Genomic DNA, 25,530 nt, shown 5'->3' on the forward strand with positions numbered 1-25,530 from the left:
GAGTTGTAGGCTCCGGACGAGTGTTGCGGCAAGCACAACATCTGAAGCGGGGTGTTGCATCAAATGAAAGACGCAGGTCACAGTATGCGTGAAGACCATCGGGACTTGCGGCTTTTCCTGCATCTGGCGCAGACGCTGAACTTCGGGCGGACCAGTCTCGACTGTCACGTCAGCGCTGCGACGCTCACGCGGACCGTGCAGCGGCTGGAGGCCGGGCTCGGGCACCGGCTGCTCGATCGGGGCCCGCGCGGGGTGTCGTTGACGGCGGAGGGGCACCGGTTCCGCGCCTACGCCGTCGAGGCACTGGAGTTGTGGCGCTCCTACCGCGAGGAGCACCCCGATCCGGCCGAACTCACCGGCCGGCTGGCCGTGTTCGCCACGGTGACCGCCTGCCAGGCGCTGCTGCCGGACCTGTTGGCCCCGTTCCGCGCCGCGCACCCTCAGGTACGGCTCGACCTGCGCACCGGTGACGCGGCGGCGGCGCTGGCCCGGCTGGACGAGGGCGAGGTGGACGTGGCCGTGGCGGGGATCCCGGCGCGGCTGCCGGAGCCGTTGGTGGGCCGGACGGTCGCGGTCACCGAGCTGGTCCTGGTCACGGCCCGGGACCGGCCCGACCCGGACCTCGCCGGACCCTTCGTCCTCCCCCACCGCGGCCTGGTGCGCGACGCCGCCGACCGCTGGTTCCGCGCCCGCGGCACCGCGCCCGAGGTGGCCTGCGAACCGGACGGCCACGAAGGGCTGTTGACGCTCGTCGCCCTCGGCTGCGGCACGGGGGTGGTCCCCCGTCTCGTACTGGAGCACAGTGCGGTGCGCGACCGGCTGTCGGTGGTCGCGGCGGATCCCGCGCCGGAGCCGTTTCCCATCGGGCTGTGCGTACGGCGGGCCGATCTGCGCCGACCGCTGGTGGCCGCGCTGTGGAGCCTCACGGCTCCATGAGCCCGCCCGGAATCATGGCTCCCTGCGGTCCAGGCGCCCGATCCGGGCCACGTTCTCCCGGTCCTCGGCGTCCCCGCTGGCCTCGGCGGTGAACCAGGCGTCGAGGATCTCCTTGAGCAGCGGCTCGGAGGTCAGGCGCAGGCTGAGGGCGAGGACGTTGGCGTCGTTCCAGCGGCGGGCGCCGTCCGCGGTGTAGGCGTCGGTGCACAGGGCGGCCCGTACGCCCGGGACCTTGTTCGCGGCGATCGACGCGCCCGTGCCGGTCCAGCAGCAGACGACCGCCTGGTCCGCCGCCCCGGTGGCGACGTCCCGGGCCGCCGACTCCGAGCAGGCCGCCCACCGGGGGTCGGAGCCGGGGTGCAACGCCCCGTGGGCGACCACTTCGTGACCGCGTGCGCGCAGCTCGGCGACGAGGCCGCGGGCCACGGGTTCGTCCATGTCCGAGGAGACGGAGATCCGCATGGCCCCGAGCCTACGCGCCGAGCGCGCGGGCGAGCAGGTCGCGGCGGTTGTGGGTGCCCGTCTTCGCGAACACCGACTTCAGGTGGTCCTGCACGGTGCGCTCGGAGACGTACATGGTGGCGGCGACCTTACGACTGTCGCCGCCCTTGGCGAGCAGGCCGACGAGTTCGGTCTCCCGGGCGCTGAGGGCGTGGGCCCGGCAGAAGACGGACAGCCGCTCGGCGGGTGCGGACTCCTCGATGGTGACGGCGACGGCGCTCTCCATACGTGCGGCGCGCAGGGTCAGCCAGAGTCCGTCGGCGAGGTGCACGCGGGCCCGCGGCGGATGGTCGTCGACCCCGGCCTCCACGGCCAGGAGCTGGGCGGCCACGTTGTAGGCGCCGGCCGGCACGGTCGGGCGGCCGTGCTCCGGGGGGACCAGGACACGCAGGTAGGCGTGGGTGCCCGGGGTCTGGCCGACGACTCCCATGTCGGGCGACAGCACCAGCACCAGGGGTTCGGAGCGGGGCTCGTGGGACGGTCGTACGACGAAGGTGGCAGCCTGGCTGCGGCGCAGCGCCGTCGTGATCGGCGCCGTGAGGTCGGCGAGGCGGGCCGCCTCCGCCGGGGTGAAGTCGCGGTCGCGGCGCCACAGGTCGAGGAAGCCCCAGGTGCCGTGGCGGTCCCGGAAGACCGCCGAGGCGATGTCGCGGATGCCGTGGTGGCGCAGGAGCTCGTTCCAGAGCGGGCTCACCGAGCGGTCGGGGAGGTCGCTGAGCAGGGCGGTGTCCCGCAGCTCCGTCCAACGGTTCGCCCGTGTCAGGTACTTGAGGCGGATCGCCCGGGGCAGCTCCCGCAGGACGGGGACGTCGGCGATCGGGGCACAGCCGACCGAGGTCTCCGGGTCGGTGAGGAGGAAGGCGTACGCGTCGAACCCGATGGTGGCGCGGAGCTCGTCGAGGAGCCGCAGGCGCAGTTCCCGGGCGTCGCCGCCCGCCTCGCACAGCCGCACGACGCGGTCCCGTCCGGACATGGCCCGAGCGTATCCCCACATTTCTGGGATGTACGGCACCGTGCGGTCCGGCGCAGCCTGGTGACGAGCGCCGAGGAGGAATCATGCCGACCCTGCACATCGAGCATCCGATCACGGACTTCGCCACCTGGAAGGCGGCTTTCGACCGCTTCGCGGGCGCGCGTGCCGACGCGGGCGTACGGCGCCATCGCGTCCAGCGGCCCGTCGACGACCCCGCCTACGTCGTCGTGGACCTCGATTTCGACGACGTGGCGGGTGCCGAGCGGTTCCTGGGATTCCTGAAGTCAACAGTGTGGGGCTCGCCCGGGAACGCCCCGGCGCTGGCCGGGGCGCCTCGGACGCGGATCCTGGAGACCGCCGAGGATCACCAGGGCAGCGAGCCGTCGACGTCGACGTAGCGGCCGGTCGGGCCGTCGGGGCCCAGCCGGGCCATGCGGACGATGATCTCGGCGCCCTGTTCGACTGTCTGGGTGCCCGTGCGGCCGTTGAGGTCGGTCGCGGTGAAGCCGGGCTCGACCGCGTTGATCCGGATGGCCGGGAACGCCTTCGCGTACTGCACGGTGATCATGTTGACCGTGGTCTTGGACGACGGGTAGGCCAGTGCCTGGTAGAAGTGCGCCGGTGAGTCCGGGTCGGACAGCCGGGACAGCGAGGCCAGGCCGCTGCTCACGTTCACGACGACGGGGGCCGCGGACCGCTGGAGCAGCGGCAGGAAGGCGTGGGTCACACGGACGACGCCGAAGACGTTGGTCTCGAACACCGTGCGCATCTCGTCGGCGGTGGTGTCGGCGGCGGCCGGGATGGCGTTGTTCTCGCCCCGGACCTCGATGCCGGCGTTGTTGACCAGGACATCGAGCCCGCCCTCGGCCTCGATGATCTTCGCGGCGGCCTGGACGGAGGCGTCGTCGGTGACGTCGAGCTGGACGAACCGGGCTCCGAGCCGTTCGGCGGCGCTGCGGCCGCGTTCGGCGTTCCGGGCGCCGATGTAGACGGTGTGACCTGCGGCGACGAGTTGACGGGCGGCCTCGAGGCCCAGGCCCTTGTTGGCTCCGGTGATGAGTGTCGTAGTCATGGCTCCACCGTCCTGCCGGACCGGCGGGACAGCCAGAAGACCGTTCTTCCTGGGACTCGCAGTACCAGGCACGGTGTCGGCCGACGCGGTTGACTGGAGGCATGACGACGACGGAACTGGGGCAGGCGCTGCGGCGCTGGCGCGACCGGGTCGCCCCCGAGACCGCGGGGCTGCCGGCCGGTGGTCAGCGGCGGGCGGCCGGGCTGCGGCGTGAGGAGCTGGCGCTGCTGGCGGGGATCTCGGTCGACTACGTCACCCGTCTCGAACAGGGCCGGGCGGCCAGTCCGTCGAGGCAGGTCGTGGAGGCGCTGGCGCGGGCGCTGCGGCTGTCGCGGGACGAGCGGGGGTATCTGTTCCGGCTGGCCGGGCTGGTGCCGCCGGGTCCCGAGACGGTGCCCGGGTACATCACGCCGAGCGTGCAGCGGCTGCTGGACCGGCTGGTGGGCACCCCCGTCGGGGTCTCCGACGCGGCGATGACCCTGCTCGTGGCGAATCCGATGTACGCGGCGCTGATGGGCGACCCCTCCGGTCTGCGCGGCTTCGAGCGCAACGGGGTGTGGCGCAATTTCCTCGGCGCACCCGGCCGGGTCCGGCACACTCCCGAGGAGCGGCGCGCTTTCGAGGCCGCCATGGTCGCCGAACTGCGGTCGACCGCCTCGCGGTATCCCGCCGATCCGCAACTGCGGCGCCTGATCGCGGAGTTGCGGGCGGGGAGTGAGCGGTTCGCCGAGCTGTGGGACGCGGGTGTGGTCGGCCGGCTGGAGGCTTCGCGCAAGACGATCGAGCATCCGCAGGTGGGCCTGGTGACGTTGGACTGCGATCTGCTGCGGGTGGAGGGCAACGATCTGCACATCCTCGTCTACTCGGCCGAGCCGGGGACCGAGGCCGCCGAGAAGCTGGAGTTGGTCTCCGTGCTCGGCATCCAGTCACTGGTGGGTTAGCGCGCCCAGCGGGTCGTCCAGCACCGGCTGCCACGCCAACTCGGCGGCACCGACCAGGCTGTTGTGGTCGAGGGTGCACGCGAGGATCGGTACACCGCCGCTCTGCCCCCACAGGCTGCGGTCGGCGACGACCGCGCGCAGCCGGTGCGGGTCGGCGTCGAGGAGGGTGCGGTGCAGGCCGCCGAGGATGATGCGGTCCGGGTTGAGGATGTTCACCAGGCCCGCGAGGCCCAGTCCGAGGCGGTCGATGAGGGCCTCGGTGGCGGTGCGGACGGCCGGGTCGTCGTAGTGGTCGCGGATCAGTTCGTTGGACTGCTGGAGCAGGGACACCTCGGGTCCGGGCTCGCGGCCCACGGCGTCGAGGAAGGCGAGCGGGTCGGCCTCGACGTCCAGGCAGCCGCGGCTGCCGCAGTGGCAGGGACGGCCCTCGGGATTGACGGTCAGGTGGCCGACTTCGAGCGCGAGGCCCGAACTGCCGGTGTGCAGACGGCCGTCGAGGACCAGCGCCCCGCCGACGCCCCGGTGCCCGGTGGCCACGCACAGCAGGTCGCGGGCGCCGCGGCCCGCGCCGTGCCGGTGCTCGGCGAGCGCGGCGAGGTTGACGTCGTTGCCCGCGAAGGCCGGTCCGGCGATACCGGCGGCACGGACGCACTCCGCGAAGATCCGGCGTACGGGGGCGCCCACGGGCCAGGCCAGGTGCAGCGGGTTCAGCGCGGTCCCGTCGGGCTCGGCGACGGCGGAGGGGACCGCGAGACCGGCGCCCACACAGCGCAGGCCGGTGGTGCGCAGCAGTTCGGCGCCCGCCTCGACGACCGAGGCGAGGACCTTCGCCGGGTCGGCGTCGACGGTCTCGCAGCCGGGTGCGGTGGCGACGATCCGGCCGCCCAGGCCGACCAGCGCCGCCCGGAATCCGTCGGCGTGCACCTGCGCGGCGAGGACGACGGGCCCTTCCTCGGCGATCGCGAGCCGGTGCGAGGGCCGGCCCTGCGAACCGGCGGCCGCGCCGGGCCGGGCGTCGACCCGGATCAGCCCGAGCGCCTCCAGCTCGGCGGCGACCGCGCCGGCCGTGGCGCGCGTCACTCCGAGTTCGGCGGTGAGCACGGCGCGGGTGGGGGCGCGTCCGGTGTGGACCAGCTCCAGAGCGGGCCCGAGCGCACCGCGTCCCCGGTCCAACCGCGTCCTCGAGGTCGTTCCTTCCCCCGTCGGCCGGGGGTCCGCCTTGCCGCTCATGAGGCCGAGTCTCCCATGATCCGCTGTACCGCCGTCCTACCGGCCACTGACTCTGAGCGTGATGTTCAGCCGCCCGGCCAGCCCCAACTCCGGGGGCGCGGTACCCGGGTACACCTTCGGCACCCCGTGGTACGCGAGCCTCGATGGCCCGCCGAACACGAACAGGTCGCCGCTGCGCAGCTCGACGTCCGTGTACGGCTTCGTCCGCGTATGGGTGTTACCGAACCGGAAGACACAGGTGTCGCCGAGGCTCAGGGACACCACCGGGTCGTCCGCCGTCTCGTCGCTGTCGCGATGCATGCCCATGCGGGCGTCGCCCTCGTAGAAATTGATCAGTGCGATGTCGTACGACGGTGAGGTCGCCCCGAGTGCGCTGCCCGCCGTGGGAGAGGGTGCCCCGAACGCGTCCCGCACCGCGCTTCGGCCCAGCTCCCCCAGCCACTCGGGGAACGGCTTGACCGGGGCTCCGTCGCCGTCGACGACGGTGCGGGCGTAGGCGTACGGGTACCAGTGCCAGCCCAGACAGACCTGCCGGGCGGTCATCGTGCCGCCGCCGGGGGTGCGGACCGAGCGCAGGCCGGCCGGGGGGCGGGCCCACTCGCGGCAGGCCTCCAGCAGCTCGTGCTGCCGGCTCGTGTCGAGCCAGTCCGGCAGGTGCACCGCGCCCGGCGCGACCTCCGTGCGGGGCCTGGGGAACAGCTCGGCATTCATGAGGCCATCCTGCCCGACAAGGCCTGAGCTGCGGCTCCGATAGCCTGGACCCACGATGAACGACCGTATGGCGACGCCCTGGGGCCAGCTCGCGCTGGCCCGTTTCCCCGAGGACCCGCGTGACAGGCTGCGTGCCTGGGACGCCTCGGACGAGTACCTCCTGACGCACCTGGCCGAACAGGCGGTCCCGCTGTCCGGCACGGTCGTGGTCCTGGGCGACCGCTGGGGAGCGCTGTCCACGGCGCTGGCCGTACACCGGCCGGTGCAGATCACCGACTCCTACCTCTCCCAGGAGGCGACCCGGGCGAACATGGTCCGGGGCGGTGTCGAGACCGGGGCGGTGCGGCTCCTCACCACCCAGGACCCGCCGCCCGGCCGGATCGACGTCCTGCTGGTGCGGGTGCCGAAGAGCCTCGCCCTGCTGGAGGACCAGCTGCTGCGGCTGGCGCCCGCGGTGCACGAGGGCACGGTCGTCGTCGGGACCGGGATGGTGAAGGAGATCCACACCTCGACGCTGAAGCTGTTCGAGCGGATCCTCGGACCGACCCGCACCTCGCTCGCCGAGAAGAAGGCGCGGCTCATCTTCTGCACTCCCGGGCCGGCGACGCGCACGGCCGCCAGCCCGTGGCCGTACCGCTATGAGCTGCCCGACGGCGTCGGCGCGGTCTCGGGGCGCACCGTGGTCAATCACGCGGGTGTCTTCTGTGCCGACCGGCTCGACGTCGGCACCCGGTTCTTCCTCCAGCATCTGCCGGACAGCAAGGGTGCGCAGCGGGTCGTGGACCTGGGCTGTGGCAACGGGGTGGTCGGAACGGCGGTGGCGCTGGCGAATCCCGAGGCCGAGGTGCTGTTCGTGGACGAGTCGTTCCAGGCCGTGGCCTCGGCGGAGTCGACGTACAAGGCGAACGGCGTTCCGGGGCATGCCGAGTTCCGGGTCGGGGACGGGCTCGCCGGAGTGGCGGACGGGAGTGCCGATCTCGTGCTCAACAATCCGCCGTTCCACTCCCATCAGACGACCACCGACGCCACGGCCTGGCGAATGTTCACGGGCGCGCACGGCGCGCTGCGGCCGGGCGGCGAGCTGTGGGTGATCGGCAACCGTCACCTGGGCTACCACGCCAAGCTGCGTCGGCTGTTCGGGAACAGTGAACTGGTGGCCAGCGACCCGAAGTTCGTGGTGTTGAGGGCTGTCAGGAAGTAGTCGCGTCAGCCCAGCACCCGGATGATCCCCGCCACGGCCCGCGCCATCGCCGCCCGCCCCACCCCCAGGTACTTGCGTGAGTCGACCGCCTCGGGGTGGGCGGTGAGGAACTCGCGTATCGCGCCGGTCATGGCGATGTTGAGGGCGGTGCCGATGTTGACCTTGGTGATGCCGCCCGCGACGGCGGCGGTCAGTTCGTCGTCCGGCAGGCCCGACGAGCCGTGCAGGACGAGCGGTACGTCCAGCGCGCCGGAGAGGCGTGCGAGGAGGGCGTGGTCGAGGGTGGCGGTGCGGGTGGTCATCGCGTGCGAGCTGCCGATGGCGACGGCGAGGGCGTCCACACCGGAGTCGGTCACGAAGGTGCGGGCCTCGGCGGGGTCGGTGCGGGCGCCGGGCGTGTGGGCGTCGAGCGGCGGCTCGCCGTTCTTGCCGCCGACCTCACCCAACTCCGCCTCGATCCACAGGCCTTGGGCATGGGCCCAGTCCGTGGCGGCACGGGTGGCGGCGAGGTTCTCCGGGTAGGGCAGGCGGGCGGCGTCGTACATCACGGAGCTGAATCCGGCGTCCGCGGCCTGCCTCAGGAGGGAGTCGCTCTGGACGTGGTCCAGGTGCAACGCGACGGGGACGGCCGCGCGTTCGCACGCGGCGACGGCGGCGCGGGCGAGGGGTTGCAGTCGTCCGAGGCGGAACTTGACGGCGTTCTCGCTGACTTGGAGGACGACGGCGGCTTCCGCCGACTCGGCGCCGGCGACGACCGCCTCGACATGTTCGAGCGTGACGACGTTGAACGCGGCGACGGCGCGGTGTGCGGCGGCGGCCCGCGTGACGAGCTCGCCGGTGGTCACCAGAGGCACGGCTGCTCCTACGAACCGGCGAGGATCACGGAGCGGGTGAGATGGCGCGGCCGGTCCGGGTCGAGCCCCCGGGCCGCGGCGACGGCCACGGCGAGCCGCTGGGCGCTGACCAGTTCGGCGAGCGGGTCGAGACCGCCCGCGACCCACAGTCCGCCGGTCTCCCGCACCTGTTCGGCCAGCCCTTCGGGCGCCTCGCCGAGCATCCAGGTCGCGGTCCCCCGGGTGGTGATGCTGATGGGGCCGTGCCGGTACTCCATCGCCGGGTAGGCCTCGGTCCAGGACAGTGCCGCCTCGCGCATCTTCAGACCGGCCTCGTTGGCCAGCCCCACGGTCCAGCCGCGGCCGAGGAAGGTGAACTGCGCGCAGCCGACGAGTCCGTCCGGCAGCGGGGTGGCGAGCGCGGTGCGGGCGTCGGCGACGACCGTGTCGGTGTGCAGGCCGAGGTGGGCCCGGAGCAGGGTCAGGGCGGTGGTCGCGAACCGGGTCTGCACGACGGACCGTTCGTCCGCGAAGTCGAGGACGACGACGTCGTCGGCTGCCTGCATGACCGGCGTGTGCGGGTCTGCGGTGAGGACCGTGGTCCGGGTACGGCCCTTCAACTGCTCCAGCAGTTCGAGCACTTCGGTGGTGGTGCCTGAGCGGGTGAGGGCGAGAACACGGTCGTACGGGCGGCCGTGCGGGTACTCCGACGCGGCGAAGGCGTCCGTCTCGCCCTGGTCCGCCCCCTCGCGCAGCGCCGCGACGGACTGCGCCATGAAGTACGAGGTGCCGCACCCCACGATCGCGACCCGCTCCCCCGGCGCCGGCAGCACGGCGGCATGTTCCGGCGCCTCGGCCGCCGCGCGGATCCAGCACTCGGGCTGACTGACCAGCTCGTCCTCGACATGGGTCATGTCGCGGCCCCTCCCCGTCAACGAACACCGCGGTGATTGTTTCTGCAAGATATAGCGAACTTTCGAGCAGAATCAAGCATTCGAGTGACATCGGGGTGCGCTAGGGTCACGGAGAGATCGAGGAATGGAGGGCGCGGATGTCCCGCGACGCCCGCTGGAAGGCGCTGCTGGAACTGCTCGTGGAGCGCGGCCGGCTGGACGTCGAGGAGGCCGCCGCCGAGCTGGAGGTCTCGTCCGCCACGATCCGCCGCGACTTCGACCAGCTGGCCGAGCAGCAGATGCTCGTGCGCACCCGGGGCGGCGCCGTCGTGCACGGGGTCTCCTACGAGCTGCCGCTGCGCTACAAGACGGCCCGGCACGCCTCCGAGAAGCAGCGCATCGCCAAGGCCGTCGCCGGTCTCCTCACCCCCGGCACAGCTGTGGGCCTCACCGGCGGCACGACCACCACCGAGGTGGCCCGCGCCCTGGCCGTCCGCCCCGACCTGGCATCCGGCTCCCCCGCGCTCACCGTCGTCACCAACGCGCTGAACATCGCCAACGAGCTGGCCGTACGCCCGCAGTTCAAGATCGTGGTGACCGGTGGGGTGGCGCGTCCGCAGTCGTACGAGCTCATCGGGCCGCTCGCCGACGGGGTGCTGAGCCAGATCACCATCGATGTGGCGGTGCTCGGTGTGGTCGCCTTCGACGTCACGCATGGTGCGGCCGCGCACGACGAGGCCGAGGCGGCGATCAACCGGCTGCTGTGCGAGCGTGCCGAGCGGGTGATCGTGGCCGCCGACTCCAGCAAGCTGGGGCAGCGGGCGTTCGCCCGGATCTGCGCGGCCGACGCGGTGGACACGCTGGTCACGGACACGGCGGCCGACGAGGACACCGTGCGGCGCTTCGAGGAGGCGGGGATCCGGGTCGTCGCGGTCTGAGTCCGTTCGCGGCACCTGCGGGGCCGAACCGACCTAGGCTGGTTCCCGGGAGGCCGCGATGAGCGCAACACCTATGGACCAGCCGGACCAGCCGTATCTGCCGATCGCCGAGCACGGACTGATCGGCGATCTGCGGAGCGTGGCGCTGGTGGGCACGGACGGCACGATCGACTGGTACTGCTGCCCGGCCTTCGACGCCCCCAGCGTCTTCGCCTCGATCCTCGACGCGGAGCGCGGCGGGTCCTTCGAGCTCGCTGCGTCGGTGCCGGCGAAGACGAAGCAGTTCTACTTCCCCGACACCAATGTGCTGATCACCCGCTTCTTCACCGAGGACGGCGTCGGCGAGGTGCAGGACTTCATGCCGGTCGACGGCGAGTCGGCCGAGTCCGAGCGGCACCGGCTGATTCGGCGGGTGGTGTGCGTGCGCGGTTCCATCCCGTTCCGCACCCGCGTCGCCCCGCGGTTCGACTACGGCAGGCAGCCGCACACCGTGCGCATGGTCGGCGACGTCGCCGTCTTCGACTCCGCGCAGCTGTCGCTCGGCCTGACCGCGACCGTGCCGCTGGAGACCGACGGCCACGACGCCCGCGCCGACTTCAAGCTCGCCGAGGGCGAGTCGGCGGTGTTCGCGCTGGACCAGGTCGGCGGTGAGGTGACCCCGCGCCGGTGCGCCCGCACCGAGGCCGAGGAACAGTTCAACAGCACGGTCGCCTACTGGCGCCGCTGGCTCTCCGCCTCCAAGTACCGTGGCCGGTGGCGGGAGATGGTGCACCGCTCGGCCCTCACCCTCAAGCTGCTCACCTACGCGCCGACCGGCGCGATCGTGGCCGCGCCGACCACGAGCCTGCCCGAACAGCTCGGCGGGGAACGCAACTGGGACTACCGGTACGTGTGGGTGCGGGACGCCGCGTTCTGTGTGTACGCCCTGCTGCGGCTCGGCTTCACCGGCGAGGCCGAGGCGTTCATGAACTTCGTGACCAAGCACGTCAGTCCGGGCGACGGCAAACCCTCCGGACCGCTGCAGATCATGTACGGCATCGACGGCCGCACCGACCTCACCGAGTCCGAACTCCCCCACTTCGAAGGGCATCAGGGCTCCGCGCCGGTGCGGATCGGCAACGCCGCGGCGGACCAGCTCCAGCTGGACATCTACGGCGCGCTGATCGACTCGATCTATCTCTACGACAAGTGGGCCAAGCCGATCTCCAGCGACCAGTGGGACGATGTGTGCGCCCTGGTGGAGTGGGTGTGCGAGCACTGGGACCAGCCCGACGAGGGGATCTGGGAGACCCGGGGCGGCCGCAAGAACTTCCTGTACTCGCGCCTCATGTGCTGGGTGGCGATCGAGCGGGCGATCCGCATGGCGAACCGGCGCGGTCTGCCCGCCGATCTGCCGCGCTGGCTGGAGTGCCGCGACACGATCTACCGGCGGATCATGAGCCGGGGCTGGTCCGAGACCCGCAAGGCGTTCGTGCAGCACGAGGACGGCGACGTGCTGGACGCGGCCGTCCTCATGATGCCGCTGACGAAGTTCATCGCCCCGACCGACCCCAAGTGGCTGTCCACCCTGGACGCGCTCACCCAGGAGCTGGTCTCCGACTCCCTGGTCTACCGCTACGACCCGCTGGCCAGCCCCGACGGACTGCGCGGCGACGAGGGCACGTTCTCCATCTGCTCCTTCTGGTACGTCGAGGCGATGGTGCACGCCGGCCGGGTCGACGAGGCACGGCTCGCCTTCGAGAAGATGCTGACGTACGCCAACCATCTGGGCCTGTACGCCGAGGAGATCAGCCACACCGGCGAACAACAGGGCAACTTCCCGCAGGCGTTCACGCATCTCGCGCTCATCAGCGCGGCGTTCAACCTGGATCGCGCACTGGGCTGACCACGGTCACGACAGAACGCGCCGCCAGAAGTTCAGGGTTGCTCCTCGCCGAAGGTGTCGCCCGCCCTGGAACAGGCGGCCGGAGGGGCGGTGCCCGCCGAGTCGGTGTCACAGGCGGGCACCGGCATCAGCCTTCCGGTCGTGGCGCGTTGCTCGGATCCGAGTCAGTGGCCGTGACCGCCCTCGTCGGCATGCGTGCCGGCCTCCGCTCCGGTCCTGACCGTGAACGCCGCCGTGTGCACCTGGCCTTCGTGCTTGAAGTCCAGGAACAGACGGTACGCGCCCTTGCTCGGCGCCGTGGCGGTGAAGGAGATGCCCGGGCCTGACGCGGTCTTCCCGTCGCCCGGTTCGCCGTTGGGGTGGACATGGAGGTAGGCGAGGTCACCGGAGCGCAGGGCGACGAGGTGGCCGTAGGCGCCGAGGTAGGGCTGGAGGTCGGTGACGGGCCTGCCGTCACGGGAGACCGTCAGCTTGACCTCGCTCTCGCCGCCCGGGCGCAGGCCACCGCTCAGCTCGACCTCGTAGCCGTCCGTCTCTGCTGTGGGGTTCGGCGCCGGAAGCCGCTGCGGCGCGTAGGAGCCCGAGGCCGCCAGGTCCGCGCCGAGGGTGAGGTTCTCGACGCCCTTCTTCGCCGGGGTGAAGTCGGCGAAGACGCGGTAGCCGCCGGCGCGGGGCAGCTCGACGGGGATGCTCCAGGTGCCGTCGGCGGCGCGGGTGGGGTGCAGATGGCGGTAGGTGACCAGGTCGCGTGAGGCGACGATGAGGTGGAGTTCCTTCTCGTGCTCACGCCGGTACGCGGTGACGGCACGGCCGCTCGCGTCGCGTACGGCGAACCGCAGCTCGGCTCGCTGTCCGGCGACGACGCTCGGGGTCTTCAGGTCGAGGGTGTAGCCGCCTTCGGAGATCTGCAGTCCCCCGGGCGTGTGGCTGCCGCCTCCGCCACCCGCGTCGCCATCACCGTCCGGCGACTCTTCGTGACTTTCATGGCTCGCGGGCGCACTCTCCGTGACGACCGGGTCGATGCCCTTGCCCACGCCGTACGCGGTACCGAACGTCGCGGCCAGCGCCGCGGCGAACGCGGAGATCTTGAGTCCTGCGTGCATGGCCAGCTCCTCGAGAACACGGCCTCCGCCTTGGACACGAGGCCTCGATGCAGCTGACGATACCCCTAGGGGGTATGAAGTCAACCCCTTCGAACCGCTTGCCTTCGATACCCCCCATAGGTATACAGGGATACGTGGCACAGATACCCCCGCCCCGTATTACCCAAGGAGCAGCGATGACCACCACCGCGACCGGAGCCCCTGCCGAGGTAGAGCTCGCCATCGGCGGCATGACCTGTGCCTCGTGCGCCGCGCGCATCGAGAAGAAGCTGAACCGCATGGCCGGGGTGACCGCGACCGTCAACTACGCCACCGAGAAGGCGAAGGTCAGCTACAGCGGCGAGGTCACCGTGCCGGACCTGATAGCGACCGTCGAGAAGACCGGGTACACCGCACAGGAACCCGTGCCGGAGGAACCCTCGAGCGAGCCGATGGACCACGAACTCCGTTCGCTGCGCGAGCGGTTGGTCACCGCGGCGCTCCTCGCCGTCCCCGTCGTCGCGATGGCCATGATCCCGGCCCTGCAGTTCGAGTACTGGCAGTGGCTCTCGCTGACCCTCGCCGCGCCCGTGGTGACGTATGCCGCATGGCCCTTCCACAAGGCGGCGTTCACCAACGCGCGGCACGGTGCGGCGACGATGGACACGCTGATCTCGGTCGGCACACTGGCCGCGTTCGGCTGGTCGCTGTGGGCGCTGTTCCTCGGGACCGCGGGGACGCCGGGGATGACGCACCCCTTCGAGCTGACGATCGCTCGCGGCGACGGTGCCGGGAACATCTACCTGGAGGCCGCCGCGGGTGTCACCGCCTTCATCCTGGCCGGGCGGTACTTCGAGGCGCGGTCCAAGCGGAAGGCGGGTGCGGCGCTGCGGGCGCTGCTGGAGCTGGGCGCGAAGGACGTCACCGTGCTACGCGCCGACGGCAGCGAACAGACCGTTCCGGTGGGCGAGTTGAAGGTCGGCACCCACTTCGTCGTCCGCCCGGGCGAGAAGATCGCGACCGACGGGACAGTTGTCGAGGGCTCGTCGGCGGTGGACGCGTCGATGCTGACCGGCGAGTCCGTGCCGGTGGAGGTCGCTCAGGGTGACGCGGTCGCCGGTGCCACGGTCAACGTCGGCGGACGGCTCGTCGTCGAGGCGACCCGGGTCGGCTCGGACACACAGCTGGCGCGGATGGCGAAGCTGGTCGAGGACGCGCAGAACGGGAAGGCCGCGGCTCAGCGGCTGGCGGACCGGATCTCCGCCGTGTTCGTGCCGATCGTGATCGCCCTCGCGCTGGCCACCCTCGGCTTCTGGCTCGGCAACGGGGCCGGTCTGACGGCCGCCTTCACCGCCGCGGTCGCCGTGCTGATCATCGCCTGCCCGTGCGCCCTGGGACTGGCGACGCCGACCGCGCTGCTGGTGGGCACGGGGCGCGGCGCGCAGCTCGGGATCCTCATCAAGGGTCCGGAGGTCCTGGAGTCCACGCGCAAGGTCGACACCATCGTCCTCGACAAGACGGGCACGGTCACCACGGGCCGGATGACTCTGCTGGCCGTGCACACCGCGGCCGGCATGGAGGAGGCCGAAGTCCTGCGGCTGGCGGGCGCGTTGGAGCACGCCTCCGAGCACCCGATCGCCCGGGCGGTGGCCGACGGGGCGCTGGAGAAGCTGGGTGCGCTGCCCGCGCCCGAGGACTTCGCGAACGTGCCGGGGCTCGGCGTGCAGGGCATCGTCGAAGGCCACGCGGTACTCGTCGGCCGGGAGCGGCTGTTGGCCGAGTGGGCGATGGAACTGCCCGTGGAGCTTGCCCGGTTGAAGGCGCAGGCCGAGGCGTCCGGTCGTACGGTCGTCGCGGTGGCCTGGGACGGCGAGGCGCGGGCGGTCCTCGAGGTGGCCGACGCGGTGAAGGAGACCAGCGCGGAGGCGATCACGCGGCTGCGGGCGCTCGGTCTGACCCCGATCCTGCTGACCGGTGACAACGAGGCGGTGGCGCGATCCGTCGCCCGTGAGGTCGGTATCGCGCCGGAGGACGTGATCGCCGAGGTGATGCCGCAGGACAAGGTCGATGTCGTCAAGCGGCTTCAGGGCGAGGGCCGTTCGGTCGCGATGGTCGGCGACGGCGTCAACGACGCGGCCGCGCTCGCCCAGGCGGACCTGGGGCTGGCCATGGGCACGGGCACGGACGCGGCGATCGAGGCCGGTGACCTGACCCTGGTCCGCGGCGACCTGCGCGCGGCGGCGGACGCGATCCGGCTCGCCCGCCGGACCCTCGGCACGATCCGGTCCAACCTGTTCTGGGCCTTCGCCTACAACGTGGCCGCGCTGCCGCTGGCCGCGGCGGGGCTGCTGAACCCGATGCTGGCCGGGGCCGCGATGGCGTTCTCGTCGGTGTTCGTGGTGGGGAACTCGCTGCGGCTGCGGTCGTTCCGGGCGGCCGAGTGAGCGGAGTGCCGGACCACCGCGGTGGTCCGGCACTCCGGTTCAGGTCAGCCGAGCTTCTTCAGGAGCTCCACGGCCAGCGGGGCCGAGGACGCCGGGTTCTGGCCGGTGACCAGGTTGCGGTCGACCACGACGTTCGGCACCCAAGGCTCGCCCACCTGGACCTGGACGCCGGCCTCGGTCAGCCGGTCCTGGAGGAGCCACTTGGCCTTGTCGGCGAAGCCGGCCTGGGTCTCCTCGGCGTTGGTGAAGGCGGCGATCCTGTATCCGGCGAAGGAGTTGGTTCCGTCGGCCTTGACCGCGGCGAGCAGCGCGGCCGGGGCGTGGCAGACGACGCCGAGGGGCTTGCCGGACTCCAGGGCGCTGGTGAGCAGTTCACCGGAGTCGGTGTTGACCGCGAGGTCCTCCATGGGGCCGTGGCCGCCGGGGTAGAAGACGGCGGCGTAGTCGTCCAGGTGCACGTCCTCCAGGCGGATCGGGTTCTGGATCTCGGTCGCCTTGGCGATGACGCCCGCGATCCGGTCGGCGTTCTCCTGACCGCCGTTGACCTCGGCGGCGAGGCTGCCCTTGTCGACGGTGGGGACGACGCCACCGGGGGTGGCCACGGTGATCTCGTGACCGGCGGCCTTGAAGGCCTCATAGGGGGCGACGGCCTCCTCGCCCCAGAAGCCGGTGGGGTGCTGAGTGCCGTCGGCCAGCGTCCAGTGGTCGACGCCGGTGATTACGAAGAGGATCTTTGCCATGCTCCGACGGTAAGTCGATCCACCCATAGGAATCCAATAGGCTCACGTATGTGAGAGATAGGGAATCCAATCACCACCCGGTCGCGGCACCGCTGGACCTGAATCAGCTCCGCACGTTCCTGACCGTGTACCGCACCGGTTCCTTCACCGCCGCCGCCCGGCTCCTGGGCCTCTCCCAGCCCACGGTCACCACCCAGATCCGCGCCCTGGAGCGGCAACTGGGCCGCGAGCTGTTCGAGCGGCTGGCCCGCGGTGTCGCGCCCGCGCCCTACGCGGACGAGCTCGCCACCCGGATCGTCGACCCCCTGGACTCGCTCGCCACGGTCATGGGCGCGGACGACGCCCCGGCCGAGCCCGTGCACCTCGCCGGCCCGGCCGAGTTCCTCACCGTCTCCGTCCTGCCCGGTATCGCGCCGCTGGTGGAGTCGGGCGTACGGCTGCGCGTGACCCCGGGTCTGACCGAGCCGCTCCTGGAGGATCTGCGCGCGGGCCGCCACGACCTGGTGATCGCCACCTTCCGGCCCCGCGGGCGCACCCTGACGTCGGTGCCCCTCAACGACGAGGAGTTCGTGCTGGTCGCCGCCCCCGAGCGGGCGGAGCGGATCGGCTCTCCGGCCCGGATCACGGCGGAGGGGGCGGCCGCGCTGCACGGCGTCCCCCTGGTCGCGTATGCCGAGGACCTGCCCATCGTGCGCCGCTACTGGCGCCATGTCTTCGGCAAGCGTCTGGCGCGCGATCCCGCGGTCACGATGCCCGACCTGAACGCGGTGAAGGCAGCGGTCATGGGCGGTGCGGGGTTCTCGGTGCTCCCCCGCTATCTGTGCGCGGCCGAGCTGGCCTCGGGCGCGCTCGTCCTGCTCCACGATCCGGACGACCCGCCCATCAACACCGGCTTCCTCGTGCAGCGCCCGGGCGCCTCGGGCAATCCTCATGTGGCCCTGGTCCGCGATCACCTGCTGAGGGCCGCCCGAGACTGAGGGCTAGAGCTTGAGGAACGACGAGCGCGGGCCCTCGAGAGTGGCGTCCATGCGGGCCAGCTGCCCCTGCGTGAACATGAACATCCCCACGTCGTCGGTGTAGTCCATGTAGTTCACGAACATGTCCCCGTCGGGCGCGTTGTTGCACGTCACATGAGGGAACCTGGGTGTGCCGAAGTTGGGGCCGCCCGCGTTGGGGGTGTCCGCGACGAAATCGCTGCCGCTGCAGCCCTGCCCGTCGTCGCCCCAGATGTGGAACAGGTTGAGCCAGTGGCCCACCTCGTGGGTCGCCGTGCGACCGAGGTCGAACGGGGCCCTCGCGGTCCCCGTCGTACCGACGAAGGTGTGGGCGATGACGACGCCGTCAGTGGCGGGCGGGCCGCCCGGGAACTGGGCGTAACCGAGGATCTCGCCGACGGTGGGGTCTTCGAGGCGCGGAGCCACCCAGAAGTTGAGGTACTGGTCGGCGGGCCAGGCGTCCTGTCCGCCGCCCGCCGTGAACTTGATCGCGTCGTCCATCCCGAAGGTGTCCGTCTCGGTCCGGGTGCGGGTGATGCCGCTGGTGGGCAGCCCTTCGGGGTCCTGGGAGGCGAGCCGGAACTCGATACGGCAGTCTGCGGCGAGGGGCTGCCAGACCGCGGGCACCTGCGACACGTCCGGGTTGAGCATCCGGTAGTCCTGGTTCAGGACGTCGATCTGGCTGGCGATCTGGTCGTCGCCGATGTCCTGCTCGGAGGTGTGGTGGATGACGTGCACCACGACGGGGATCACCGTCACACCGACGCGGGCCGGCGCCTCCAGACCCTCCTCGAAGGCGAAGGCCCGGTTCTCCACCTCGTCCCGCGCCATGGCGTACGAGGGGTCCTCGGTCAGCAGCCGCCGGTGCACCGGCATCGTGCCGCAGACACGGTGTACGGGGGCGGGGGTGGTCTCGTCGGTCTCGTTCTCGGGCACGCTGCACCGCCTGGAGATGGCCGCACCGCAACGGTGCGGAGGTGAGGGTGGAGCGGGCCCGTTGAGGTTTACCGTAGGGCGACGGAACGGACACGGTAAGCAGAATCGCAAATTCCGCCGTAAGTACGGCGTTGCCTTCCGTATCGGTTCAACCTGCCACAGATCAGGAGGTGCCAGGCCATGAGCGATCCGCCGCAGGAACTGATCGGAACATGGGTCCACGCGTACGAGGAGGACTCCCCCGGCGTCACGGTGTACCGCCCGGCGGGCTATCCGCTGCCGCCCGCACGCGGCCGCCGTGGGCTGGAGTTCGCCGCGGACGGCACCTTCACCGACCGCCCCCTCGGCCCCGCCGACGCACCCGGGCGTCGCACCGGCCGCTGGGCGACGGCGGACACGGAGGGCCACCGGCTCGCGCTCAGCGTCCCCGGCGCGGACCGCCAGTTGGAGGTCCTCTACGTCGACGATCAGGTGCTCAAGGTGCGGGCCCCCGACTGATCGACGCCTTCGTGGTGCCGTCCGATCGGAACGACCATCGGGGTCCCGCTGACCGGATCCTCGCCCACGACACAGCGCAGCCCGAAGACGTCCTCCACCGTCGCGGCCGTGACGACCTCGGCGGGGGCGCCCTCGCCGACGATCCGGCCGGCTTTCATGGCGATCACGTGATCGGCGTACCGACAGGCCTGGTTGAGGTCGTGCAGCACCATGACGACCGTGCGGCCCTGCTGCCGGTTGAGGTCGGTGATCAGGTCCAGGACGTCGATCTGGTGGGCCAGGTCGAGATACGTCGTCGGCTCGTCCAGCAGCATCACCGGGGTGCCCTGGGCGACGGCCATGGCGATCCAGGCACGTTGGCGCTGTCCGCCGGAGAGTTCGTCGACGGCCCGGTGTGCGAGGTCGGTCATCTCGGTGGCCCGCAGCGCCTCCCGCACGGCCTCCTCGTCGGCGGACGACCACTGCCGCCACCACGTCTGGTGCGGTGAACGGCCGCGCCCCACCAGGTCGATGACGGTGAGCCCCTCGGGGGCGAGGGGCGACTGCGGCAGGATGCCGAGCTGTTGGGCGAGGACCCTGGTCGGCATCGAGTGCACCGAGCGGCCGTCGAGGTGGACGGCGCCCGCCTTGGGGGTCAGCAGCCGGGCCAGCGCACGCAGGAGGGTGGACTTGCCGCAGGCGTTCGCGCCGACGATCGCCGTGATGCGCCCGGTGGGGATCACCACCTCGAGGTCCTCGACCACCACCCGCTCGTCGTACGCGAGGCGCAGCCCTTCGGCCCTCAACTCGGGCCCCGCGGAGGAAGCTTCACGCTTGGATGACACGGGTCAGCCTCCTGAGCCGGCGCGGTTGGCGCGGGCGAGCAGCCACAGCAGCACGGGCGCGCCGAGCACGCCGGTGACGATCCCGACGGGAAGCTCGGTGTCCGGGATCAGCTTGCGTGCGGCGAGATCGGATACGAGGACCATGACGGCGCCGGTGAGCCCGGCGGCCACGGGTGGGGGGAACGCGGTGCCCGCCAGCCGCTGGGCGACCTGCGGGGCGGCGAGCGCCACGAACGCGACGGGACCTGCGGCCGCGGTGCCGAAGGCGACCAGGCCGACCGCGGCGAGCAGCACGGCCACCCGTACGGTCTGCACCCGTGACCCCAGGCCCCGGGCGACGTCGTCGCCGAGTTGCAGGATCAGCAGCTGGCGTCCCAGCAGCAGGGCGGCGGGGACCAGCACCGCCACGGCCGTCGCGAGCGGGCCGATCTGGTCCCAGGTACGGCCGTTGAGGTTGCCGACGAGCCAGCCGAGCGCCGCCTGCGCCTGGAACCGCTGGCCGCGGGCCATGAGGTAGTCGGTAGCGCTGGTGCAGATCCAGGCGACACCGATCCCGACGAGGACGATGCGGTAGCCGGTCGCGCCCCGCTTCCACGCCAGCGCGTACACGAGCGCGGCGGCGGACAACGCGCCGATCAGGCCGAGGGATTGGGTGCTCAGTCCCGCGTCCCAGCCGAGCACGATCCCGGCGACCACCGCGGTGCCGGCGCCCTGTGTGATGCCCATCATGTCCGGGCTGGCCAGCGGATTGAGGGTCAGCGTCTGGAGGAGGGCGCCGGAGACGCCGAAGGCGATGCCGACGAGGAGTCCCGCCAGGGCGCGTGGCAGGCGCAGTTCGTGGACGATGAGCTGCGTGCCGGGGTCGCCGGCGCCGAACAGGGCCTGGAGCACGTCGGTGAGTGGGAGGGAGATGTCCCCGACGGAGACCTCCACGCAGAACACCAGGAAGGCGGCGCCCGCGAGGCCCGCGCACACGCCGAGCAGTCGGGGGTTCAGCACACCGGAGACGGGCGGGGCGGTGAACCGGTAGGTCAGGCGGTCGAGTTGGGCCGTCATGGACTCACACCTCCGCGAGGCGTCGGCGCCGGACCAGCGCGATGAAGAACGGCCCGCCGATGAAGGCGACGAGGACCCCGGCCTGGATCTCGACGGGCCGGTCGATGAGGCGTCCGGCGATGTCGGCGGCCAGGAGCAGACAGGGTGCGAGGACGGCCGACAGGGGCAGCAGCCAGCGGTGGTCGGGGCCGAGGCCGGCGTACTGGGCCAGGACGCGGGCGATGTGCGGCACGACCAGGCCGACGAAGACCACGGGTCCGATGACCGCGACGGCGCCTCCGGTGAGCAGCGTGACGGCCACCACGCCCTGGGTGCGGACCAGTCCGATCCTCAGCCCCAGGGACTTCGCGACGTCGTCGCCGAGCGCCAGGCGGTTCAGCGCGGGAGCGCAGGCCAGGGCGAGAACCGCGCCGACGGCGAGGAACGGCAGGACCCGCAGCAGGACTTGGGTGTCCTGGTCGGCCAGCGAACCCGCCGACCAGAACCGGTAGCGGTTCAGGGCGTCCGGGTCGGTCAGGGCGACGGCGCTGGTCAGCGAGAACAGCAGCGAGGTCACCGCGACCCCGGCGAGGGCGAGTTTGACCGGCGTGCTGCCCGACCGGCCCAGTCCGCCCAGGACCTGGACGAGGACACTGGCGACGAGGGCGCCGGCGAAGGCGAACCAGATGTAGCCGTAGGCGGATCCGATGCCGAGGACACCGACGGAGACGACCACGGCGAAGGCGGCGCCCGCGCTGACGCCCAGGATGCCCGGGTCCGCCAGCGGGTTGCGGGTCAGCGCCTGCATCAGCGCGCCCGACAGGCCCAGTGCGGCGCCGGTCGCCAGACCGAGGGCGGTGCGGGGCAGGCGTACGGACCAGATGACGTTGTCTGTGCGGGCGTTGGGCGCGTTGCCGAGCAGCGTGTCCCAGACCTGACCGGGCGGGACACTCAGGGCGCCGAACGTCATCGACAGGGCGCACAGCAGCACCAGTACTGCTATGGACAGGGCGAGCAGGAGGGCGGCGCGCGGGCCTTTCGGCACGTGCGCCACCGGAACCCCGGCTCCTCTCGGGATGCGGGCTGCTCTCAAGATGCGGGCTGCTCCACCTTCGTGGCGGGCTTGCCGTCGACAGCGGCGGCCAGTTGCGGCACGAGCCGTTCGACGACGTACGGCAGGCTGAGGGCGGAGACGAAGGACGTGGCGTTGCCGTAGTCGCTCGTCTCGGGGACGAAGGCCTCGCGGCCCTCGGTCGCGACCTTCAAGTCCCCGTAGGAGGCGTCGCCGTGGAGTTTCGCGGCGTCCTTCGTGACGTCGCCGACGATCCAGACGACGGCGTCCTGGTCGAGGAGGTCGGTGCGCTCCTTGCTGATGTTCGCGCCGAACTGGTCGCCGATGGCTTTGTCGAGGTCCTTGGGGAGGGTGAAGCCGAGGTCGGTGAGGAGACGCGAGCGCGGGTCCTGGCTGCCGAAGACGAACATGCCCTCGTACGGGGTCGCCATCACGGCGCTCGCCCCCTTGAACTCGGGGTGTTCCGCCGCGGCGGCGGTGATCTTCGCCTCGGTGTCCTTCACGACCGTGGCGGCCTGGTCGGACCTGCCGAGCGCCTGGCCGACCTTCTGGGTGAGTTCCTGCCAGGGGATGCCGTAGTCGTTGTACTCCTTCGGCTGGGCGACGACCGGGGCGAACTTGGACAGGGACTCGTACTGGTCCTTGGTGAGTCCGCCGTAGAGGGCGAGGATCAGGTCCGGCCGCAGTGCGGCGATCTTCTCCACCTGGGGTCCGGTGCCGGTGTCCTTGAGCACGGTCGGCGCTTCGGCGCTGCCGAGCTTGTCCTGTGCCCAGGGACCGATGGCCCCCTTGTAGCCGCCGAGCCATTCGGTGGAGCCGACGGGGACCTTGCCGAGGGCGAGGACCGCGTCCTGGTCGGTGAGTCCGACGGTGACGATCCGCTTGGGCTCGGACTTGATCGTCGTACTGCCGTACTTGTGCGCGAGGGTGACCGGGAAGGCCGACCCGCCGGAGGCACCCGGCTTCGCGTCGGCCGCGGGTGCGCCGGAGTCCGAGTCGCCGCCGCAGGCGGTGGCCGCACCGAGGAGCAGCGCGGCGGAGGCGAGCGCGGAGATCAACCGCGCTGCTCTTCGGGAGGGGCGCATGGGCATTCCTTCGCTTCGGGGCCGACCAGCCTCAGAAAAACTTAGGTAAGGCTAACCATCCCCTTGCGCTCCGGCTAGCCTCGGGGAAGTGACCGAACAGCGTGCGTCGTACGACACCGGCGGCGCGCGCCAGTTCCTCCAGGGTGACGTCCGGGTTGCGGCCGAGTTCCCGGCGGGCCGTGGCCAGGATGCGCGCCCGGTTGGACCGCGCGTTGCGACGCTGCGGCACGCGGGCCACGGGCTCGGTCACGGGGAACTACCTCGGTCGATCGATGCGGGCCGGACGGGCGTTCATTCTGGCACGGTGACCTTCAGCAACGTCTCGAGCGCCTCGTCGGACTCGTTGAGCTCGGCCCAGACCGTCTTGCCGTGGGAGGCGTGGCGGGTGCCCCAGTGCTCGGCGAGTTGGGCGACCAGGAACAGTCCGCGGCCGCCCTCGTCGAAGGTGCGGGCCCGGCGCAGATGCGGGGTGGTGCCGCCGGCGTCGGAGACCTCGCACAGCAGGCCCCGGTCGTGGATGAGACGCAGCTGGATGGGGGGCCGCCCGTAGCGGATGGCGTTGGTGACCAGTTCGCTGACGACCAGTTCGGTGGTGAAGTCGAGCTCCCCCAGACCCCAGATCCGCAATTGCCGGGCGACGTCCGCCCGGGCCCGGCCGACGGCGGCGGGGTCTGCCTCCAGATCCCAGGTGGCGACCTGACGGACGCCCAGGGCGTGGGTGCGGGCGAGGAGGAGGGCGACGTCGTCGTCCGGGCGAGTCGGCAGCAGGGCCTCCAGGACGGTGTCGCAGGTGGCCTCCAGGGAGGGGCCGGCCCGGGCGAGGGCGCCGCGCAGCAGGTCCAGGCCCACCTCGACGTCGTGGTCGCGGGCCTCGATCAGTCCGTCGGTGTAGAGGGCGAGGAGGCTGCCCTCGGCCAGGTCGACCTCCGCCGCCTCGAAGGGCAGGCCGCCCAGTCCCAACGGCGGGCCCGGCGGCAGGTCGAGAAGGTCGACGGTGCCGTCGCGGGTCACCAGGATGGGCAGCACATGTCCCGCGCGGGCCAGGGTGCAGCGCCGGGAGACGGGGTCGTAGACGGCGTAGAGGCAGGTCGCGCCGATGTCTCCGGCGGGCTCACCGTCCGGGTCTCCGGCGGCTTCGGCGGCTTCGGCGGACAGGCGGATGACGATGTCGTCGAGGTGCGTGAGGAGTTCGTCGGGTGGCAGGTCGAAGTCGGCGAGCGTGCGTACGGCGGTGCGCAGCCGGCCCATGGTGGCGGCGGCGTGGATGCCGTGGCCGACGACGTCGCCCACCACCAGGGCGACCCGGGCGCCCGACAGCGGGATGACGTCGTACCAGTCGCCGCCCACGCCGACCCGGTCGCCGGCGGGCAGATAGCGGCAGGCGACCTCTACTGCGGACTGCTGCGGCATGTGTTGCTGGAGCAGGCTGCGCTGGAGGGTGAGGGCGGTGGCGCGGGCGTGGGTGTAGCGGCGGGCGTTGTCGACGGCGACCGCGGCCCGCGCGGCGATCTCCTGGGCGAGCAGCAGGTCCTCGTCGTCGTAGGGGTCGGCGGTGCGGTCGCGGACGAACTGGGCGACGCCGAGGGTCATGCCGCGGGCGCGCAGCGGCACGACCAGGGTCGAACGGTCCCGGGAGGGCTCTCCGGTGGCCAGGGCCCGGGCCGGTGGCGATCCGTCCGGGCAGGTGTGGAGCCGCGGTTCCTGCGCGGGCGGTCGCTGGGCCATCCGGCGCAGGACGGGCGGGTCCGCCATCGGGACGTCGTGTCCGTGCAGGGCGGAGTCGAGCAGGTCCACGGTCACGCGGTCGGCGAAGTGCTCGACGGCGAGGTCCGCCAGTTCCTGGGTGGTGCGGGTGATGTCCAGCGTGGTCCCGATGCGCAGGCCCGCCTCGTTGACCAGGGAGAGCCGTGACCGCAGCCGGTGTTCCCGCTCCTCCTGGTAGGCCAGGACGCCGTACTCGGACGTGCGGTCCACATAGCCGGTCGCCGTCGCCAGCAGTTCGCGGGTCGCGGCGCTGATCAGTTGGGCGTCGCCGGTGAGCCGCGGCAGCTCCTGGAGCAGCCGGTCCAGGACGACGCCCTGCCCGAGGCGGAAGGCCCGCAGCAGCGTGCTGACGGGGATGCCGTGCCGGGCGAACCGGCGGGCCCGTTCGATCTCCTCGGCCGACGGTTCGATGCGGCTCGGCTCGGCTCCGTACTCCAGGCCGTCCAGTACGGCGACGACATGGTGGGCGATGTTCGCCGAGGCCATGGCCTCGGGGTCGTCCCACAGCTCCGGGACCTCACCGCGCAGACACTCCTCGACGTCGCGGATCAGCCCGTCCGCCGCCCGGCTCAGTGCGTGCGCGGCCCGGGACACGAGACGGTCCGCGGTGACGTCCACTCTTACGACGGTACGCCGCTCGTCGTCGCGTGCGGGCCTCTTCCGGGTCGGAGTGCGGGATTCCGTGATATGGACTCTGCAGCTGCGACGATCGACAGGTGGGGGCACCGTGTTCGGCAGGGTTTCGACGGCTGTGGTGGTGGTCTGCGTACTGGCGCTGGCGGGCTGCACTTTCGAGGGCGGCGGGAGTACGGCTGCCGAGGCGACGGAGATCGAGGCGAGCGCCGCGTCCACGCCCGCCTCGCCGTCCGAGCCGGTCTCCGCGTCCCCGAGCACGAGTCCCAGTGCCAGTCCGAGCGTGAGTCCGGGTGCGAGCCCGTCCC

General features: G+C 71.9%; 24 protein-coding genes and 1 pseudogene. 9 read left to right on the forward strand and 16 right to left on the reverse strand.

The genetic code is table 11. The features are described 5' to 3' along the window. Positions 1 to 84 precede the first annotated feature (84 nt). The gene (gene ilvY, locus OHU89_RS07625; RefSeq protein ID WP_361489320.1) at positions 85 to 936 is read left to right on the forward strand and encodes an HTH-type transcriptional activator IlvY; all 852 of its coding nucleotides are present in this window, start codon (positions 85 to 87) and stop codon (positions 934 to 936) included. A gap of 12 nt (positions 937 to 948) precedes the next feature. On the opposite strand, the gene OHU89_RS07630 is transcribed toward ilvY, so the two are convergent. After that, positions 949 to 1,398: an RpiB/LacA/LacB family sugar-phosphate isomerase gene (locus OHU89_RS07630; RefSeq protein ID WP_405641081.1), complete on the reverse strand. Its 450-nt coding sequence runs from the start codon at positions 1,396 to 1,398 to the stop codon at positions 949 to 951. Positions 1,399 to 1,408: 10 nt separating this feature from the next. Continuing rightward, positions 1,409 to 2,410 (reverse strand): helix-turn-helix transcriptional regulator, encoded by a 1,002-nt coding sequence (locus OHU89_RS07635; RefSeq protein WP_405641083.1) that lies wholly within the window; start codon positions 2,408 to 2,410, stop codon positions 1,409 to 1,411. Between the two features lie 83 nt (positions 2,411 to 2,493). Between OHU89_RS07635 and OHU89_RS07640 the strand changes: the two genes are divergently transcribed. Continuing rightward, on the forward strand, positions 2,494 to 2,808 hold the full coding sequence (locus tag OHU89_RS07640) for a hypothetical protein (protein WP_405641085.1): 315 nt from the start codon (positions 2,494 to 2,496) through the stop codon (positions 2,806 to 2,808). Here OHU89_RS07640 and OHU89_RS07645 read toward each other — a convergent pair. Next, on the reverse strand, positions 2,775 to 3,482 hold the full coding sequence (locus tag OHU89_RS07645; protein WP_405641087.1) for an SDR family NAD(P)-dependent oxidoreductase: 708 nt from the start codon (positions 3,480 to 3,482) through the stop codon (positions 2,775 to 2,777). The two genes, OHU89_RS07640 and OHU89_RS07645, sit on opposite strands and share 34 nt — an antisense overlap. Positions 3,483 to 3,583: 101 nt before the next feature. On the opposite strand from OHU89_RS07645, the gene OHU89_RS07650 reads away from it, so the two are divergent. Then, positions 3,584 to 4,423, forward strand: coding sequence for a helix-turn-helix transcriptional regulator (locus OHU89_RS07650; protein WP_405641089.1), 840 nt, complete (start codon positions 3,584 to 3,586; stop codon positions 4,421 to 4,423). Here OHU89_RS07650 and OHU89_RS07655 read toward each other — a convergent pair. Then, positions 4,409 to 5,653, reverse strand: coding sequence for an ROK family protein (locus OHU89_RS07655; RefSeq protein WP_405641091.1), 1,245 nt, complete (start codon positions 5,651 to 5,653; stop codon positions 4,409 to 4,411). The genes OHU89_RS07650 and OHU89_RS07655 overlap by 15 nt on opposite strands. 36 nt (positions 5,654 to 5,689) lie before the next feature. Then, on the reverse strand, positions 5,690 to 6,364 hold the full coding sequence (locus OHU89_RS07660; protein ID WP_405641093.1) for an alpha-ketoglutarate-dependent dioxygenase AlkB family protein: 675 nt from the start codon (positions 6,362 to 6,364) through the stop codon (positions 5,690 to 5,692). A gap of 67 nt (positions 6,365 to 6,431) precedes the next feature. Here OHU89_RS07660 and OHU89_RS07665 point away from each other — a divergent pair, with 67 nt between their 5' ends. Beyond that, entirely contained in the window at positions 6,432 to 7,565 is a 1,134-nt protein-coding gene (locus tag OHU89_RS07665; RefSeq protein ID WP_405641095.1) for a methyltransferase, read from the forward strand. A gap of 5 nt (positions 7,566 to 7,570) precedes the next feature. On the opposite strand, the gene OHU89_RS07670 is transcribed toward OHU89_RS07665, so the two are convergent. Continuing rightward, entirely contained in the window at positions 7,571 to 8,419 is an 849-nt protein-coding gene (locus OHU89_RS07670) for a ketose-bisphosphate aldolase (RefSeq protein WP_405641096.1), read from the reverse strand. An 8-nt stretch (positions 8,420 to 8,427) separates the two neighbouring features. After that, positions 8,428 to 9,312, reverse strand: coding sequence for an SIS domain-containing protein (locus OHU89_RS07675; RefSeq protein WP_405641098.1), 885 nt, complete (start codon positions 9,310 to 9,312; stop codon positions 8,428 to 8,430). 137 nt (positions 9,313 to 9,449) lie between these two features. On the opposite strand from OHU89_RS07675, the gene OHU89_RS07680 reads away from it, so the two are divergent. Then, positions 9,450 to 10,229 (forward strand): DeoR/GlpR family DNA-binding transcription regulator, encoded by a 780-nt coding sequence (locus OHU89_RS07680; protein ID WP_405641100.1) that lies wholly within the window; start codon positions 9,450 to 9,452, stop codon positions 10,227 to 10,229. 58 nt (positions 10,230 to 10,287) lie between these two features. Continuing rightward, on the forward strand, positions 10,288 to 12,114 hold the full coding sequence (locus tag OHU89_RS07685; RefSeq protein WP_405641102.1) for a glycoside hydrolase family 15 protein: 1,827 nt from the start codon (positions 10,288 to 10,290) through the stop codon (positions 12,112 to 12,114). A gap of 164 nt (positions 12,115 to 12,278) precedes the next feature. Here OHU89_RS07685 and OHU89_RS07690 read toward each other — a convergent pair whose 3' ends face one another. After that, the gene (locus OHU89_RS07690; protein WP_405641104.1) at positions 12,279 to 13,217 is read right to left on the reverse strand and encodes a hypothetical protein; all 939 of its coding nucleotides are present in this window, start codon (positions 13,215 to 13,217) and stop codon (positions 12,279 to 12,281) included. 176 nt (positions 13,218 to 13,393) lie between these two features. On the opposite strand from OHU89_RS07690, the gene OHU89_RS07695 reads away from it, so the two are divergent. After that, positions 13,394 to 15,640 (forward strand): heavy metal translocating P-type ATPase, encoded by a 2,247-nt coding sequence (locus tag OHU89_RS07695; protein WP_405641106.1) that lies wholly within the window; start codon positions 13,394 to 13,396, stop codon positions 15,638 to 15,640. 44 nt (positions 15,641 to 15,684) lie between these two features. Here the strand turns inward: OHU89_RS07695 and OHU89_RS07700 are convergent, their stop codons facing one another. After that, positions 15,685 to 16,380, reverse strand: coding sequence for a type 1 glutamine amidotransferase domain-containing protein (locus tag OHU89_RS07700; protein WP_266896045.1), 696 nt, complete (start codon positions 16,378 to 16,380; stop codon positions 15,685 to 15,687). 50 nt (positions 16,381 to 16,430) lie between these two features. Here OHU89_RS07700 and OHU89_RS07705 point away from each other — a divergent pair, with 50 nt between their 5' ends. Next, positions 16,431 to 17,357, forward strand: coding sequence for a LysR family transcriptional regulator (locus OHU89_RS07705; protein ID WP_405641108.1), 927 nt, complete (start codon positions 16,431 to 16,433; stop codon positions 17,355 to 17,357). Between the two features lie 3 nt (positions 17,358 to 17,360). Here the strand turns inward: OHU89_RS07705 and OHU89_RS07710 are convergent, their stop codons facing one another. Further along, entirely contained in the window at positions 17,361 to 18,311 is a 951-nt protein-coding gene (locus OHU89_RS07710; RefSeq protein ID WP_405641110.1) for a zinc metalloprotease, read from the reverse strand. 180 nt (positions 18,312 to 18,491) lie between these two features. On the opposite strand from OHU89_RS07710, the gene OHU89_RS07715 reads away from it, so the two are divergent. After that, on the forward strand, positions 18,492 to 18,809 hold the full coding sequence (locus OHU89_RS07715; RefSeq protein ID WP_405641112.1) for a hypothetical protein: 318 nt from the start codon (positions 18,492 to 18,494) through the stop codon (positions 18,807 to 18,809). Here OHU89_RS07715 and OHU89_RS07720 read toward each other — a convergent pair. From OHU89_RS07720 to OHU89_RS07745, 6 genes and pseudogenes are all read right to left on the reverse strand, one after another. Then, entirely contained in the window at positions 18,779 to 19,633 is an 855-nt protein-coding gene (locus OHU89_RS07720) for an ABC transporter ATP-binding protein (protein WP_405641114.1), read from the reverse strand. The two genes, OHU89_RS07715 and OHU89_RS07720, sit on opposite strands and share 31 nt — an antisense overlap. A gap of 3 nt (positions 19,634 to 19,636) precedes the next feature. Next, positions 19,637 to 20,689: a FecCD family ABC transporter permease gene (locus OHU89_RS07725; RefSeq protein WP_405641116.1), complete on the reverse strand. Its 1,053-nt coding sequence runs from the start codon at positions 20,687 to 20,689 to the stop codon at positions 19,637 to 19,639. 4 nt (positions 20,690 to 20,693) lie between these two features. After that, positions 20,694 to 21,713 (reverse strand): FecCD family ABC transporter permease, encoded by a 1,020-nt coding sequence (locus tag OHU89_RS07730; RefSeq protein ID WP_405654368.1) that lies wholly within the window; start codon positions 21,711 to 21,713, stop codon positions 20,694 to 20,696. Positions 21,714 to 21,757: 44 nt separating this feature from the next. Next, on the reverse strand, positions 21,758 to 22,825 hold the full coding sequence (locus tag OHU89_RS07735; RefSeq protein WP_405641118.1) for an iron-siderophore ABC transporter substrate-binding protein: 1,068 nt from the start codon (positions 22,823 to 22,825) through the stop codon (positions 21,758 to 21,760). Positions 22,826 to 22,907: 82 nt separating this feature from the next. Beyond that, a pseudogene (locus OHU89_RS07740) lies at positions 22,908 to 23,075 on the reverse strand (helix-turn-helix domain-containing protein); the annotation flags it as partial. 41 nt (positions 23,076 to 23,116) lie between these two features. Further along, positions 23,117 to 25,207, reverse strand: coding sequence for a SpoIIE family protein phosphatase (locus OHU89_RS07745; RefSeq protein ID WP_405654371.1), 2,091 nt, complete (start codon positions 25,205 to 25,207; stop codon positions 23,117 to 23,119). Positions 25,208 to 25,530: the final 323 nt, after the last annotated feature.

This window comes from Streptomyces sp. NBC_00019 (assembly GCF_045041015.1).
Taxonomy (GTDB): Bacteria; Actinomycetota; Actinomycetes; order Streptomycetales; family Streptomycetaceae; genus Streptomyces.